This is a genomic window from Agromyces sp. 3263 (genome assembly GCF_031456545.1).
Lineage (GTDB): Bacteria > Actinomycetota > Actinomycetes > Actinomycetales > Microbacteriaceae > Agromyces.
The window spans coordinates 436916-451705 of sequence record NZ_JAVDUV010000001.1 but is presented as its reverse complement, the minus strand read 5'-3'; the positions used below and the strand labels follow the sequence as shown (position 1 = coordinate 451705).

Here is a 14790-nt window from a genome sequence, read left to right as displayed (position 1 = left end):
GTCGGCGGCCGCGGCTACGGTGGAGTACCGTGCCAGCACCTGTCATCGTCGCCCAGGACCTCGTGAAGCGCTATGGCGAGTTCGCCGCGGTCGACGGCATCTCCTTCGAGGTGGCGCCCGGCGAGTCGTTCGGTCTGCTCGGGCCCAACGGTGCCGGCAAGTCGACCACGATGCGCATGGTCGGCGCGGTCTCCACGCGCACGTCGGGCGACCTGGCGATCCTCGGGCTCGACCCCGACACGCACGGGCCCGAGATCCGGTCGCAACTGGGCGTCGTGCCGCAGGCCGACAACCTCGACGCCGAGCTGCGCGTGCGCGAGAACCTGCTCGTCTACGGCCGCTACTTCGGCATGCCGGGCCGCCTCGTCGCGAAGCGCGCCGACGAGCTGCTCGCGTTCGCCCAGCTGGAGGACAAGGGCAAGGCCAAGGTCGACTCGCTCTCGGGCGGCATGAAGCGGCGGCTCACCATCGCGCGGGCGCTCATCAACGACCCACGGGTGCTGCTGCTCGACGAACCCACCACCGGTCTCGACCCGCAGGCCAGGCACATCCTCTGGGACCGCCTGTTCCGGCTGAAGGAGCAGGGCACCACGCTGCTCCTCACCACCCACTACATGGACGAGGCCGAGCAGCTCTGCGATCGGCTCGTCGTGGTCGACAAGGGCGCCATCATGGCCGAGGGCACGCCGGCCGACCTCATCCGCCGCTACTCCTCCCGCGAGGTGCTCGAGGTGCGGTTCGGCAGCGACCGCAACAGCGAGGTGGCCGAGCGCCTCGCCGGCATCGGTGACCGCATGGAGGTGCTGCCCGACCGCATCCTCGTGTACAGCGACAGCGGCGAGGCCGAGCTGGTGCGCATCACCGATGCCGGCTTCCGCCCCATCACGAGCCTCGTGCGCCGCTCGAGCCTCGAAGACGTCTTCCTCCGCCTGACCGGACGGAGCCTCATCGAATGACCGAACGACTCTCGGTCGTGTCGACCGACCCGGCCACCGCGCGCGCGATCGCCGGCGGGCGCCGGACCCGCCGCTTCGGCGCCTGGTACGTGGCGCTGCACCGGTTCCGGGTGATGAAGAGCTACACCGGTACCGTCGTCGTCGCCGGCATCGGCAACCCGCTGGTCTACCTCTATGCGCTCGGCGTCGGCCTCGCGACGATCGTCGACGTCGACCTCGAGGGCGTCAGCTACCTCGTGTTCGTCGCACCCGCGCTGCTCGCGAGCGCCGCCATCACGGTGGCCAGTGAGGAGTTCACCTACCCGATCATGCTCGGGTACAAGTGGAATCCCACCTTCACCGGCATGAGCGCCTCGCCCCTGCGCCCCACCCAGATCGTCGACGGCATCGTCATCTCGGTGGCGGTGCGCATGACGGTGAACCTCGTGCTGTTCCTCCTGCTCATCCTCGTGTTCGGCGCCGCGCCGTCGCCGGTGGCGGTCGGCATGATCGTCGCCGGCCTCCTCGGCGGGCTCGCCTTCGGCACGGTGCTCATGGGCTACACGTCGACCCTCGAGGAGGACACCGGGCAGCTCGCCATGGTGATGCGCTTCGTGGTGCTGCCCATGACGCTGTTCTCGGGCACCTTCTTCCCGCTGTCCACGTTCCCGATCTGGCTGCAGTGGATCGGGTGGATCTCGCCGCTGTGGCACAGCACCGAGCTGGCGCGGGTGTTCTCCTTCGGGTACGCCGAGCCGATCTGGCTCAGCGTCGTGCACGTCGTCTACCTCGTCGTGCTCATCGCGGTGGGGTGGGCCTGGGCTCGCCGCATCGCCGTGCGGAGGCTCGGACGATGACCGACGTCACGCAGCGCCAGCGTGCGCAGTCCGGCGCCCGGCGCCGGCCGGTGCGCTCGCTCTACTCCGGCAACGCCAGGGCGGTCATGCTCCGGGGCTGGCGCGCCACCCGCAGCACGAACTGGCTGGTGGTGGTCAGCGGCTTCTTCGAGCCGATCTTCTACCTGCTCGCCATGGGCATCGGGCTCGGCACGCTCGTGGGCGATCTGACCGCGGCGAGCGGTCAGGTCGTGCCCTACGCCGCGTTCATCGCGCCCGCGCTGATGGCCGTGGCGGCCATGAACGGCGCGATCTACGACTCGACGTGGAACGTGTTCTTCAAGATCCGGTTCGCGAAGCTCTACGAGGGCATGCTCTCCACCTCGCTCGGCCCCCTCGACGTGGCCCTCGGCGAGATCCTGCTCGCGCTCCTGCGCGGCGCGCTCTACGCCGTCGGGTTCCAGCTCGTCATGCAGGTGCTCGGGCTCAACCTGTCGTGGTGGGCGCTCCTCGCCGTACCCGCCGTGCTGCTCATCGCCTTCGGGTTCGCGAGCCTCGGCATGGCGATCACGAGCTACATGAAGTCGTTCCAGCAGATGGACTGGATCAACTTCGTGCTGTTGCCGATGTTCCTCTTCTCGGCCACGTTCTACCCGATCAAAGTCTACCCCGAGTGGCTGCAGCGCGTCATCGAGGCCCTGCCCCTCTGGCACGGCGTCGAACTCGTACGCGGGCTCACGACCGGCGACGTCGGCTGGGGCCTGCTCTGGCACGTGCTCTACTACGTCGTCATGATCGCGATCGGCCTCGTCTTCACGACCCGCCGGCTCCGGGCGCTCTTCCTCGACTGACACACCGAGCGGGCCGAGGGCCGGTCACCGTGCTTCCCCGTGTTTCCGCGTGTGACGCCGGCCCGCGACATCCGCAGCACCCGCGCGTATCGTGGCCGCAACGATCACCGAGGAGCCCTCATGTCGCACCACGAGCCGCACGCCACCACCGAGCCCCGCACGGGCGCGGCGATGGGCATGCGCGGCTGCGAGTCGGCATCGGAGTGCCGCAGCGACCGCCCCGGGCACGGCCTGCACGCGATGCAGGAGCGGCTCGCGGCCACCACCGCGAGCAAGTGGATCGACGCGGTCGTCTCAGGCGTCGACGCGCACGGCTTCGCCACCGTCGTCGGCTTCCACGACGGCGAGGTGCACCGCGTCTGGCACCACGACGCGTTCGGCGACGCCTTGCGGGCCGGTGAGCCGGTCGCGCTGCACGCGCTCTACGGCGTGCTCGCGCGCGGCCGCGACCGGTTCAGCGTCGCCTACGCCTGAGCTTCCTCGGACCGGATCGCGGCGTCGAGCCGGCCCGCGTCCCCGCGATCTCGGCGATCACGCCACCGGCATCGCCTCGCTCATGGTGCCCATCATCTTCTCCATCGCCATGACGGCCTGATCGCACGCCATCGCGCACATGCGGCAGTGCTCGCTCATCTCGGCGTGCATCGCGCACTCCGCCGAGCAGGCCCGGCACATCATGATCGTCGTCTGCATCATGGACGTCATGACCTGCACGTCCCAGCCGTTCATGCGGAGCATCATCCGCATCATGGTGTCGCAGACGTCGGCGCAGTTCGCGCACATGCCCGCGCAGCGGCCCATGCCCTCGCCCGCGTCGGCATCGGCGCACATGATGCACGCCTGCATGCACGCGGAGAGGGCCTCCAGACACTCCTGCATCATCGCCGGGTCCATGCCCTCCATGGGCTTCCCCGACGACGACATGGCGCCCTTCATCATGTCCATCGTCATGTTCATCTGCGGCTCGCCGTTCCGGGTCCCCGAGCGCCGACGGTGCCGGCGGACGTCTCGACGGCCCTGTTCGCAGCCATGGTACGCCGGGCCGGGAACGGCGAGAAGGGTGCGTGCCGAGCGTTCACGAGCATGAAACAGGGCGGATGCCGCGGGCATGGGCCCGTGGCATCCGCCCCGGTCGATCGCCGTGGGCGACAGGGTCGCCGACCTACAGGCTGGCGGCCTCGGCCTGGCCCTCGGCGAGCTCGGTCTCAGCGTCGCCGGCGGCCTCGTAGTCGACGTCCTTCGTCTCCTTGGAGAGCAGCAGGGCGATCAACGTGAGGACCGCCATGACCGAGAGGTAGACACCCACCCAGAAGGGGCTGCCGCCGCCGGCGGCCCAGAGCGCCGTGCCGATGAACGGCGCCACCGCGGCACCGAGGATCGACGAGACGTTGTAGGCGATGCCCGAGCCCGTGTAGCGCACGTTCGTGGGAAACAGCTCGGGCAGCAGCGCGCCCATCGGCCCGAACGTGAGCCCCATGAGCGAGAAGCCGACGATGAGCCAGAGCATGACGCCCCAGAAGCCGGCGCCGAGCAGGGGCACCCAGATGAGGCCGAAGACGATGATGCCGAGCGTGACCCAGATGAGCGTGCGCCGGCGACCCCAGCGGTCGGCCCAGGGGCCGGACACGAGGGTGAAGATGCCGAAGAACACCACGCCGGCGATGAGCATGAGCACGAAGGTGTTGTACGAGTAGCCGAGTCCGGGCTGCGCGCCCTCGGGCGGCTCGACGGGCGAACGGCCGTACGCCAGCGAGAACGTGGTCATCAGGTAGAAGAGCACGTAGGTCGCCAGCATGAAGAAGGTGCCGAGGATGAGCTGCTTCCAGTGGTTGCGGAACACGCTGGCGAGCGGCAGCTTCGCGAGCTTGCCGGCCTTCGACGCCTTGGAGAACGCGGTGGACTCGACGAGCCGCAGCCGCACCCAGAGGCCCACGATCACCATAACGGCCGAGAACAGGAACGGGATGCGCCAGCCCCAGTCGAGGAAGGCCTGCGACGGCATCGACGGGTCCTCGGACGGCAGGACCGCGGCGATCACCAGGAAGAGGCCGTTCGCGATGATGAAGCCGATCGGTGCCCCGAGCTGCGGGAAGGTGCCGTACCAGGCGCGCTTGCCGGCGGGGGCGTTCTCGGTGGCCACGAGCGCGGCGCCCGACCACTCGCCGCCGAGCGCGAAGCCCTGCGCGATGCGGAGGATCACGAGGAGCAGTGGTGCGAGCCAGCCGACCATCGCGTAGGTCGGCAGCACGCCGATGAGGAACGTGGCGATGCCCATGGTGAGCAGGGCGCCGACGAGGGTCGCCTTGCGTCCGTGCTTGTCGCCGAGGTGCCCGAAGATGACGGCACCGAGCGGGCGGGCGACCATGGCCGCGCCGAAGACCGCGAACGACGCGAGCAGGGCCGCGGTGGGGTCACCGGGCGGGAAGAAGAGGTAGGGGAAGACCAGCACCGCCGCCGTGGCGTAGACGTAGAAGTCGTAGAACTCGATCGTCGTGCCGATGAGGCTCGCGAGCACGACACGGCTGCGCGGGTTGGCGGGAACCGGGGTGGCGGCCGTCGCGGCCGCTGGGGTGGGTGAGGACATCGCCTGCGTGACTCCGTGGAACGTGTGGAACGTGTGGGACCGCTCCGCGACGGGCACGTCGATCAGGCGTGGGCATGGGCGCGGAGGCCGGGAATCGTCGCTTGTGGCAACCGCAACACCCTACGCCCGCGGCATCCGCCGATCGAACCGGGTGCGACGAGCGGCCGGGATCTTGCGATGAGCGGCGTGCGCCGCGGGCACGCGCCGACGGGTCAGTGCCAGGCGACGGCGATGACGATGTTGGCGAAGGTGAGCGCGCCGACCGTCCAGAGCGCCCAGCTCGGAGCCGGCTTCCTCGTGCGGTAGACGAAGACGAGCACCGTGATCACGATCGCGATGAGGAGCTTCACCGCGAGCTTCACGTTGTTCAGCTCGAACAGGTCGCCCATCTGGATGGTCGCCACGAGGAGGACGCCCGTCACGATCTGCGTCAGTGCGCCCCGCCACATGATGGGCAGCACGGTGCCCTCGCCCCGTGCGATCGCCTTCTGTTGCACCAGGAATCCGCCGAAGAGCATCGCGAGACCGACGAAGTGGAGGATGAGGAGGATGATGCGCAAGACGTCCATGCCCAGAGCCTAGGGCGCCGGCGACCGCCGCCACGACGGAATCGGCGTCAGCGGGCCGAGATCATCCGAAGGTCGGAGGCTCGCAGGTCACCGCCAGACGGCGCGGATCGCCCGCGCCGTCGCGATGGCGGCCTCGGCCGCCTCGCGACCCTTGTCCTCCTTGGAACCCGGCAGGCCCGCACGATCGAGGCCCTGCTGCTCGTCGTCGAGCGTGAGCACGCCGAACCCGACGGGCTTGCCGGTGTCGAGGGCGACGCGGGTGAGGCCGTCGGTCGCGGCTGCCGAGACGTACTCGAAGTGCGGCGTGCCGCCGCGGATGATGACGCCGAGCGCCACGACCGCGTCGGCGCCCGCCTCGAGCGCCGCCTTCGACACGACGGGCAGCTCGAAGCTGCCGGGCACTCGCACGAGCTCGAACGAGGCGCCGGATGCCTCGAGGGTTCGGGTGGCGCCGTCGATGAGCCCGTTCGTGATCTCGTCGTGCCAACTGCCGGCGACGATCACCACCCGGAGGCCGGTGCCGTCGACGTCGAGCTCGGGGGAGCCTGCTCCACTCATGATGCGTGTCCTTCCAGGAGGGTCTCAGCCGCGGCATCCGTCAGCTGCTGATCGTCGATGGCGTGGCCCATGCGGCGACGCTTGGTGTCGAGGTAGCCCTCGTTGACGGCGCCCACGCCGACGACGAGCGGGAGCCGCTCGGCGACGCGGATGCCGTGGGACTCGAGCTGGCGCACCTTGTCGGGGTTGTTCGTGAGCAGGCGCACCGTGTCGATGCCGAGGTCGGTGAGGATCGCCGTGGCGGCCCCGTAGTCGCGGGCGTCGACCGGGAGGCCCAGCGCCAGGTTGGCGTCGAGCGTGTCGAGGCCGTCCTCCTGCAGACGGTAGGCGCGCAGCTTGTTGATGAGCCCGATGCCGCGGCCCTCGTGCCCCCGCAGGTAGACCACGACGCCGTCGCGGGCCTGGATCTCGTCGAGCGCGGCGTCGAGCTGCGGGCCGCACTCGCACTTCAGCGACCCGAACGCCTCGCCGGTCAGGCACTCGGAGTGCACGCGCACGACCGCGCCGGCCGCGTCGTTCGCCGGGTCGCCGTGGATGATGGCCACGTGGTCGGCGCCCGTGCTGCGGTCGCGGTACGCGCGAACGGTGAACACGCCGTGGTCGGTCGGCAGCGAGGTCTCGACCTCGAAGGCGACGCGCGACGACTCGGGCACGGCGACCGGGCCGGCGCCGGCGTCGTCGACGTCGGCGTGCCACTCGTTCAGCCAGGCGACGAGGGCCGCGACCGTGGTCACGGGCAGTCCGTCGCGGGCGCCCAACTCGATCAGCCCGGGCAGCCGCATCATCTCGCCGTCGTCGGCCACGATCTCGCCGATCACGCCGACGGGCGAGAGCCCGGCCAGGCGCATCAGGTCGACCGCCGCCTCGGTGTGGCCGGCGCGTTCGCGCACGCCGCCGTCGACCGCCCGCAGGGGAATGACGTGGCCCGGGCGGATGAGCCGATCGGGCGTCGACGCGGGGTCGGCGAGCACGCGCAGGGTGTGCGCGCGGTCGGCGGCGCTGATGCCCGTGGAGGTGCGGTCGGCCGCGTCCACCGAGATCGTGTACGCCGTGCCACGCAGGTCCTCGTTCCGCTCGGTCATGAGCGGCAGCTCGAGCCGGTCGGCGAGAGCGTTCGGCATGGGCGCGCAGAGGAAGCCGCTCGTGTGCCGCACCATCCACGCGATCCACTCCTGCGTGGCGAACTCGGCGGCCATGATGGCGTCGCCCTCGTTCTCGCGCGCCTCGTCGTCGGCCACGAGCACGGGCTTGCCCGCACGGAGCGCCTCGAGCACCTCGGGGATCGTGGCGAGGCTCATGCGAGGCTCCCCACGCTCGTGGTGTGCGCCGGCGGCTCGGCGGCCGGCCGCTCGGCGATCGACGGCTCGGTGAGCGACGACGGCAGGGAGCGATGCGCGTCGAGTCGCAGCATCCGCTCGACGTGCCGGGCCAGGATGTCGGTCTCGACGTTCACGCGATCGCCGACCTCGCGACGGCCGAGGGTGGTGGCGGCGAGGGTCTCGGGGATGAGCGACACCTCGAACCACGACCCGTCGGGCTCGTCGCCGAGCGCGCTCACCGTGAGCGAGACGCCGTCGACGGCGATCGAGCCCTTGTCGACGACGAGCGGGGCATGGGCGTCGTCGAGCGAGAAGCGGATGACGCGCCAGGCCTCGCCCGGACGGATCTCGAGCACGCGGGCGGTGCCGTCGATGTGGCCCTGCACGATGTGGCCGCCGAGGCGGTCGCCGACGAGGGCGGCGCGCTCGAGGTTGACCGGGAGGCCCTCGGTCGCGGCATCGAGGGTGGACATCGCGAGGGTCTGCGCCATGACGTCGGCCGTGAACGACGCTCCGTCGAATCCGACGACGGTGAGGCACACGCCCGAGACGGCGATCGAGTCGCCGTGCTTCACGCCCTGCACGGCGAGCGGTCCGCGCACGGTGAGCCGCACGGCATCCGCGCTGCGCTCGACGCGCGTGACGGTGCCGAGCTCCTCGATGATTCCGGTGAACATTCGTCAGTTCCCTTCGGTCGGTCTGGGGTGGGCGACGACGAGGAGGTCGTCGCCGAGCCGCTCGACGGCGGCGAAGTCGAGGCGCCGGGCGCCGGTGATGGTGGAGATGCCGAGGTCGCCGACCGCGAGGCGGGGTCCGCCGAGCAGCGCGGGCGCGAGGTAGACGAGCACCTCGTCGGCGAGGCCCGCGGCGAGGAACGCGCTCGCCAACGTGGGCCCGCCCTCGACGAACAGCGAGCGGATGCCGCGGCGCTGCAGCTCGTGCAGGTCGGCGGCCAGGTCGGCGCCCTCGAGAAGGACGGCGGCGTGCGGATGCCGCGTCACGGCCGCGCCGGCAGGCACCGGGCGTCGCCCGAAGACCACGGGAACGGGCTGCTCGTCGACGAGCCCGCCGCCGGCGTCGCGCGCGGTGAGCGCCGGATCGTCGGCGAGCACGGTGCCGGTGCCCACGGCGATCGCGTCGGCGGCCGCACGGCGACGGTGCACGTCGGCGCGCGCGGCCGGTCCGGTGATCCACTGGCTGGAGCCGTCGGATGCCGCGGCGCGGCCGTCGAGGCTCGACGCCCACTTCACCGTCACGCGCGGGCGGTGGTGCCGCGCCGCGAAGAGCCAGTCGTCGAGCATCGCCTCGACCTCGGCACCGAGAACCCCGGCCTCGACCGCCACGCCCGCCTCGCGGAGGCGCTCGGCGCCGCCGGCGGAGTGCTCGCCGGGATCGGCGACCGCGTAGACGACGCGGCCGATGCCGGCGTCGATGAGGGCGACCGCGCAGGGGCCGGTGCGACCCGTGTGGTTGCACGGCTCGAGCGTGACGACGGCGGTCGCGCCCTCGGCCGCGCCGGGGGCCAGCTTGGCGAGGGCGTCGACCTCGGCGTGCGCGGTGCCCGCGCCCCGATGCCAGCCCTCGGCGAGCACGTCGCCGTGCGGCGAGAGGATGACGCAGCCGACGCGCGGGTTGACGCCCCGGGCCGGGCCGCGTACGGCGAGCTCGAGGGCGCGGCGCATCGCTGCGGCATCCGCCATCGTGTGCTCACCCGTCGTCATCCCGTGTCCTGTCGTGAGGGCTCCGGGGGATGCATCGGCGATGCCGCGGTGTCGACCACCGCCTCCATCGGCTGCGCACAGCACAGCCGACACGTGCCGCCTCCCATCCGGACTTTCACCGTCGGTACCGGAATTCCACCGGTTCAACCGCTCGTGCGGGGCCTCTCGGCCTCGCACTCGCAGCTCGCGGACTGTCACCGCCGGCTCGGATTTCCACCGACCCCGGAGCACGTTTGTCGTGTCGATTCTAGGTCAACGCGTGCGCGGCCCGGCTATTCCCGTCATCCGGCGCCGCACGGCGCACCTCGCTCAGCGGCACTGCGCGGCGGCGGCGATCTGCGCGTCGGTGGGTCGCCCGTAGGCCTCGATGCCGGCCCCGGGGAGGTCGTAGCCCATGCCGATCGCCCACGCGGTCGCCCACATCTCATGGTCGCGCCGGAACTCGGCGCCCTCGAAGATGGGGGCGCACGACGGGCGGATCGCCTGCGTGTGGCCGACCTCGTGCACGACCACCGCCTCGGCGTTCCGGTCGTCCCAGCTGTCGTCGATGCTGTACGTCAGGGTGAGGTGACCCCAGCCGCCGTCCTCGGGCCAGAACTCCGCCGTGCCGGCGTACCAGCCGTCGCTCGGCACGCCCGCCACCTCGTACGCCCACTCGAAGTCGAGCGTGACGCCCTGCGAGATGGATCGGGCGAAGTCCTCGATCTCCGCGCGGCGCGGATGCTCGGCGCGCGCCGCCTCGACGGCGGCCTGCGACGCGCGCAGCGCGGTGACCGCGTCGACCAGCTGCATGAACCCGGTCGCGCTGTTCGACTGGCCGTCGACGCCGCTGCCGTCGATGAGGTGCCGCACGTCCAGCACCGTGCGGTACGTGGCGAGGGGGTGCGATGCGATCTCCGCGTCGGCTCGTTCCCTGGCATTCGCGAACACCGCGTCGACGCGCTCGGCGACCGTCTCGCGGGCCCGTCGCACCTCGGCTTCCGCCTGCTGGAAGGTCTCGAGCGCCTCGGAGCGCTCGGGAAGCGACTCGGCCATCGCGACGAGATCGGCGTAGCGCTCCCAGGCCGGTGAGAACTCCGTCGGTTCGTCGAAGAGGCCGGTGAGGGGGCCGCTCGCGGCGGGCGCCGTGTCGAGGGACGCGGTCAGCTGATCGGTCTCGGCGCCCAGGGCCTCGACGAGGTCGGGGGAGACGAGGTCGCCGCCGACGACCGTGCGGAGCGCCTCGGCCCGGGCGGCGACGGCGCCGGAGCGATCCAGCCCGGCCTCGTAGTCGTCGATCGTCTCGGTCAGCTCGGCCTCGGTCGAGGCGAGGGCGGTCCAGACCTGCTCGTAGGCGGTGGTCGAGATCCACTGATGTCCGAGGACGCCGAGCGCGAGCGCGACGGCCGTGCCGGCCACGATGGCGGCCACGGGCGGTCGGGACCGGTGCGCCGTCGGGTCGGACCGGTGCGGCGTCGGGTGGTCGCCTGCCTCCACGCCGCTCCTCCCGCCATGCCGCTCGTTGCGGCATCCATACGCTAACCCGGCGGCCGTGGCGTGGGGGTCACGATCTCGTCACGCCTCGACGAGCGCCCGGGCGGTGCCCTCGTCGACGATGAGGTCGGTGATGAGACCGGCCGCGAGCGCACCGCGCAGGCTCGGGAGCTTCGCCCGTCCCGAGACGACGCAGATCCGCCGGGGCGAACGCCGGAGCACGGCGAAGTCGGGTCCGGTCGCGCGTTCGTTCAGGGCGATGCCCTCACTCGTGCCGTCGGCGCGGTAGAAGACCGTGGCGACGTCCCCCACGGCGCCCTCGCGACTGAGCCCCTCGTAGTCGGCCCGCTCGAGGTAGCCGCCCTGGTAGACATGGCTCGGCACCTCGGCGAACGGCGACCCGACGCCGAAGATCGCGACGTCGAGGCGCCCCTGGAGGTCGAGGAGCCGCCGCGTGCTGCGCTCCTTCCAGAACGCCCGCTTCGTGGCGGGGTCGTCAAAGAAGGCCGGCACGGGGAACTGCTGCACGCGCGCGCCGAAGGCGTCGCCGAAGCGGCGGAGGAGCTCGCTCGCGTAGAGGATGCCGGTCGTGCGCACGTTGCCGGCGCCGTTCAGCTGCACGATCTCGGTGTTGTGGGTGGCCTTGGGCACGAGGTGCCGGCTCATGGCGGTCATGGTCGAGCCCCAGGCGACGCCGATGGCCTGGTTGGAGTCGACGTACTGGCCGAGAATCCGTGCAGCCGAGAGCGCGACGCGATCGAGCCGGTCCACGTCGCTGGCGTGGTCGGGCACCGGGATGACGTGCGCGCGCACCTCGTGCCGCGCGAGGATCTCCTGCTCGATCCGGCTCGGCAGGTCGAGCGGCGAGTGGATCGAGATCTCGACCAGTCCGCTGGCCCGCGCGTGGCTCAGCAGGCGCGAGACGGAGGAACGCGAGGTGTGCAGTTCGTGCGCGATGGCGTCCATCGTGAGGTCCTGCATGTAGTAGAGGTGCGCCGCGCGCAGTGCGTCCCTGGTCTTGCCGTTCACGGAGTCGCCGCCCTCGACGGTCGCTCGCGGCTCGTTCTCGCTCATCCGGTCCCCTTGCACATATGTTCACACGGCTTGCAACAGCGTGCGCTCGTGCTCACGATGTATTCATCCACACCCGGCCGATCGACGCAAGCCGACGCGGTCGAGCACCACTCGCACCACTGCACCCGCACCCGCATCGAGAGGACAGCGATGTCTCCGCATCCCACGACCCCGCAGCCGCACGAGCCCGGCCGAATCGACGGCACGCGCACGGATGTCGCGGCGCTCCGCGCCCGCCCGTCCGCCGACGTGCTCATCATCGGCGGCGGCATCAACGGCATCGCGACGTTCCGCGACCTGGCACTCCAGGGCGTCGACGTCGTGCTCGTCGAGCGCGACGACTTCGTCTCGGGCGCGTCGTCGGCGTCGTCGCACATGATCCACGGCGGCATCCGGTACCTCGAGAACGGCGAGTTCCGGCTCGTGCAGGAGTCGGTCGAGGAGCGCAACGGGCTCATCCGCATCGCGCCCCACTACGTGAAGCCGCTCGAGACGACCGTGCCGATCTTCTCCACCTTCTCGGGCATCCTGTCGGCGCCGCTGCGCTTCCTCACGCATCGGCAGGGCAAGCCCACCGAGCGCGGGGCCGCCCTCATCAAGACGGGCCTCACCATCTACGACGCCTTCTCCCGCGACGGCGGCGCCGTGCCCAGGCACCGCTTCCACGGACGTCGTCGGTCGCTCGCCGAGCTGCCCGCGCTGAACCCCGGCGTGAAGTACACCGCCACGTACTACGACGCGAGCATGCACGACCCCGAGCGCCTCGCGCTCGACGTGCTCTTCGACGGCCTCGCTGCCGGCCCGCACGCCCGAGCCGCGAACCACCTCGCCGCCGTCGGGCTCGACGCCGACGGCGTGCGGGTGCGCGACGGCCTCACGGGCGTGGAGTTCGCGATCGCCGCCGACGTGGTGGTCAACACCTCCGGGCCCTGGACCGACCTGACGAACGGCGACCTCGGCCGCCGGACGGCGTTCATGGGCGGCACCAAGGGCTCGCACATCGTGCTCGACAACGACGAACTGCTCGCGGCGACGGGCGGACGCGAGATCTTCTTCGAGCACGAGGACGGTCGCATCGTGCTGATCTACCCGCTGAAGGGGCGCGTCATGGTCGGCACCACCGACCTCGAGCACGACCTGCGCGAGCCCGCCGTGTGCACCGAGGAGGAGGTCGACTACTTCTTCGAGCTCGTCGCGCACGTTTTCCCAGACGTCCACGTCGACCGCTCGCAGATCGTCTACCGCTTCTCGGGGGTGCGTCCGCTGCCCCGCCACGACGAGACGCAGCCCGGCTTCGTCAGCCGGGACTACCGCATCGAGCGGTCGGATGCCGCAGCGCGGCCGGACACGACCGTGCTGTCGCTGGTCGGGGGCAAGTGGACCACCTTCCGGGCGCTGGCCGAGCACCTCTCGAACGAGGTCCTGGACCTTCTCGGGCGTGAGCGGACGCGTTCGACGCGCGGTCTGGCCATCGGCGGGGGAGCGGGCTACCCCGCCACCGACGATGCCCGACAGGTCTGGCTCGCCTCGCACGGCGACGAGGTGGGCCGTGTCCGCGCGGATGAGCTGCTCGAGCGCTACGGCACCCGTGCCGAGCTGCTCCTCGCGGAGACCGCCGGCCAGGGCGACCGCCCGCTCGCGCACCACGCGTCGTACACCCGCGGAGAGATCGCGTGGCTGCTGCGCAACGAGCGCGTCGTGCACCTGCCCGACCTCGTGCTCCGCCGCACGAGCATCGCCTTCACCGGCGCTCTCTCGGCGCCGCTCCTCGAGGAACTGGCCGACCTCGCCGCGGACGTCCTCGGCTGGGATGCGGCCCGCCGCACGGAGGAGGTCGAGGCGACCGGCCGGCTGCTCTCCGAGCGCCACGGCGTGCGCCTCGACGAGGTCGCCTCCGCCGCCTGACCTGGCCGGGCCCCCGCCGCCGGGGCGGTGAGATCTGCACGCATGTGCAGGCGAAACCGCCCCGCGGCGCCCCGGCCGATCGGTACGTTACGTCGGGGCCGATCGCCCCGGACACCACACGAGGCCGCCGAGCGGCGCCCTCGTCACGCAGAGAAGAAAGGTCAACGTGGACAATCTCGGAATCGTGTTCCTGTCGGAACTCGTCGGAACCGCACTGCTCGTGCTGCTGGGCTGCGGCGTCGTCGCCAACGTCGCACTCGTACGCACCAAGGGCAACAATGGCGGGTTCCTCATGGTGAACTTCGGCTGGGGCCTCGCGGTCTTCGCTGGCGTCACGGTCTCGTACGCGTCGGGAGCACAGCTGAACCCCGCCGTCACTCTGGGCCTCGTCGCCAACGGCGCCACCGAGTTCGGCATGGGCGTGCCGGTGAGCGTCCTGTCGGTGCTCACGTACATCTCGGCGCAGATGCTCGGCGCCATGATCGGCGCCGTGCTCTGCTGGCTCGCGTACAAGCAGCACTTCGACGCCGAACCGGATGCCGCGAACACCCTCGGGGTCTTCTCGACCGGTCCCGCCATCCGCTCCTACGGCTGGAACCTCGTCACCGAGATCATCGGCACGTTCGTGCTCGTCTTCGTCGTCATCGGCTTCGGCGGCGGACGCCAGGGCGACGGCGGCCTTGCCGCGCTCGGCGCCCTGCCCGTGGCGCTCCTCGTGATCGGCATCGGCGCCTCGCTCGGCGGCCCCACCGGGTACGCGATCAACCCCGCCCGCGACCTCGGGCCCCGCATCGTCCACGCCATCCTGCCCATCCCGGGCAAGGGCGGCAGCGACTGGTCGTACTCGTGGGTCCCGGTCGTCGGACCGATCATCGGCGGCGTGCTCGCCGGTCTCGCCGCGATCCCGCTCCTGCCGATCCTCGGCTGAGCCGGGGTATCCGCTCACACCCTCATCCCACCCATTC

The 14790-nt window shown here is 71.3% G+C and carries 15 protein-coding genes and 1 riboswitch; of the genes, 6 read left to right on the top strand and 9 right to left on the bottom strand.

The features are described from left to right. The first annotated feature begins 29 nt into the window (after nucleotides 1-29). The 4 genes from J2X63_RS02025 to J2X63_RS02010 all read left to right on the top strand — a co-directional run bounded on the left by J2X63_RS02025 (nucleotide 30) and on the right by J2X63_RS02010 (nucleotide 3096). The gene (locus J2X63_RS02025) at nucleotides 30-956 is read left to right on the top strand and encodes an ATP-binding cassette domain-containing protein (protein ID WP_309973371.1); all 927 of its coding nucleotides are present in this window, start codon (nucleotides 30-32) and stop codon (nucleotides 954-956) included. Further along, entirely contained in the window at nucleotides 953-1792 is an 840-nt protein-coding gene (locus J2X63_RS02020) for an ABC transporter permease (protein ID WP_309973369.1), read from the top strand. Before J2X63_RS02025 ends, J2X63_RS02020 begins: the two co-directional genes overlap by 4 nt. Further along, nucleotides 1789-2622 carry an ABC transporter permease gene (locus J2X63_RS02015; RefSeq protein ID WP_309973367.1) on the top strand — a complete coding sequence of 278 codons (834 nt, stop codon included), beginning with the start codon at nucleotides 1789-1791 and terminating at the stop codon, nucleotides 2620-2622. The genes J2X63_RS02020 and J2X63_RS02015 overlap by 4 nt, the downstream gene beginning before the upstream one ends. Before the next feature lie 120 nt (nucleotides 2623-2742). Next, on the top strand, nucleotides 2743-3096 hold the full coding sequence (locus tag J2X63_RS02010) for a hypothetical protein (protein WP_309973365.1): 354 nt from the start codon (nucleotides 2743-2745) through the stop codon (nucleotides 3094-3096). Nucleotides 3097-3153: 57 nt separating this feature from the next. On the opposite strand, the gene J2X63_RS02005 is transcribed toward J2X63_RS02010, so the two are convergent. The 9 genes from J2X63_RS02005 to J2X63_RS01965 all read right to left on the bottom strand — a co-directional run bounded on the left by J2X63_RS02005 (nucleotide 3154) and on the right by J2X63_RS01965 (nucleotide 11920). Further along, nucleotides 3154-3732, bottom strand: coding sequence for a hypothetical protein (locus J2X63_RS02005; protein WP_309973363.1), 579 nt, complete (start codon nucleotides 3730-3732; stop codon nucleotides 3154-3156). Between the two features lie 52 nt (nucleotides 3733-3784). Further along, entirely contained in the window at nucleotides 3785-5206 is a 1422-nt protein-coding gene (locus J2X63_RS02000) for an MFS transporter (protein WP_309973361.1), read from the bottom strand. A 212-nt stretch (nucleotides 5207-5418) separates the two neighbouring features. Continuing rightward, nucleotides 5419-5775 (bottom strand): hypothetical protein, encoded by a 357-nt coding sequence (locus J2X63_RS01995; protein ID WP_309973359.1) that lies wholly within the window; start codon nucleotides 5773-5775, stop codon nucleotides 5419-5421. 87 nt (nucleotides 5776-5862) lie between these two features. Further along, the gene (gene ribH, locus J2X63_RS01990; RefSeq protein WP_309973357.1) at nucleotides 5863-6333 is read right to left on the bottom strand and encodes a 6,7-dimethyl-8-ribityllumazine synthase; all 471 of its coding nucleotides are present in this window, start codon (nucleotides 6331-6333) and stop codon (nucleotides 5863-5865) included. Continuing rightward, nucleotides 6330-7631 carry a GTP cyclohydrolase II gene (gene ribA, locus J2X63_RS01985; RefSeq protein WP_309973355.1) on the bottom strand — a complete coding sequence of 434 codons (1302 nt, stop codon included), beginning with the start codon at nucleotides 7629-7631 and terminating at the stop codon, nucleotides 6330-6332. Before ribA ends, ribH begins: the two co-directional genes overlap by 4 nt. Further along, nucleotides 7628-8329 (bottom strand): riboflavin synthase, encoded by a 702-nt coding sequence (locus J2X63_RS01980; RefSeq protein ID WP_309973353.1) that lies wholly within the window; start codon nucleotides 8327-8329, stop codon nucleotides 7628-7630. Before J2X63_RS01980 ends, ribA begins: the two co-directional genes overlap by 4 nt. Before the next feature lie 3 nt (nucleotides 8330-8332). Next, nucleotides 8333-9373, bottom strand: coding sequence for a bifunctional diaminohydroxyphosphoribosylaminopyrimidine deaminase/5-amino-6-(5-phosphoribosylamino)uracil reductase RibD (gene ribD / locus J2X63_RS01975; RefSeq protein ID WP_309973351.1), 1041 nt, complete (start codon nucleotides 9371-9373; stop codon nucleotides 8333-8335). Between the two features lie 89 nt (nucleotides 9374-9462). Next, nucleotides 9463-9608, bottom strand: a riboswitch (FMN riboswitch). 74 nt (nucleotides 9609-9682) lie between these two features. Further along, nucleotides 9683-10849: a hypothetical protein gene (locus J2X63_RS01970; protein ID WP_309973349.1), complete on the bottom strand. Its 1167-nt coding sequence runs from the start codon at nucleotides 10847-10849 to the stop codon at nucleotides 9683-9685. Between the two features lie 78 nt (nucleotides 10850-10927). Continuing rightward, entirely contained in the window at nucleotides 10928-11920 is a 993-nt protein-coding gene (locus J2X63_RS01965) for a sugar-binding domain-containing protein (protein ID WP_309973347.1), read from the bottom strand. A gap of 150 nt (nucleotides 11921-12070) precedes the next feature. Here J2X63_RS01965 and J2X63_RS01960 point away from each other — a divergent pair, with 150 nt between their 5' ends. Both J2X63_RS01960 and J2X63_RS01955 read left to right on the top strand, forming a co-directional pair. Further along, the gene (locus tag J2X63_RS01960) at nucleotides 12071-13825 is read left to right on the top strand and encodes a glycerol-3-phosphate dehydrogenase/oxidase (RefSeq protein WP_309973344.1); all 1755 of its coding nucleotides are present in this window, start codon (nucleotides 12071-12073) and stop codon (nucleotides 13823-13825) included. 166 nt (nucleotides 13826-13991) lie between these two features. Beyond that, a complete protein-coding gene (locus tag J2X63_RS01955) occupies nucleotides 13992-14753 on the top strand; it encodes an MIP/aquaporin family protein (protein ID WP_309973340.1) in 762 nt (253 codons plus the stop codon). The last annotated feature ends 37 nt before the right edge of the window (nucleotides 14754-14790 follow it).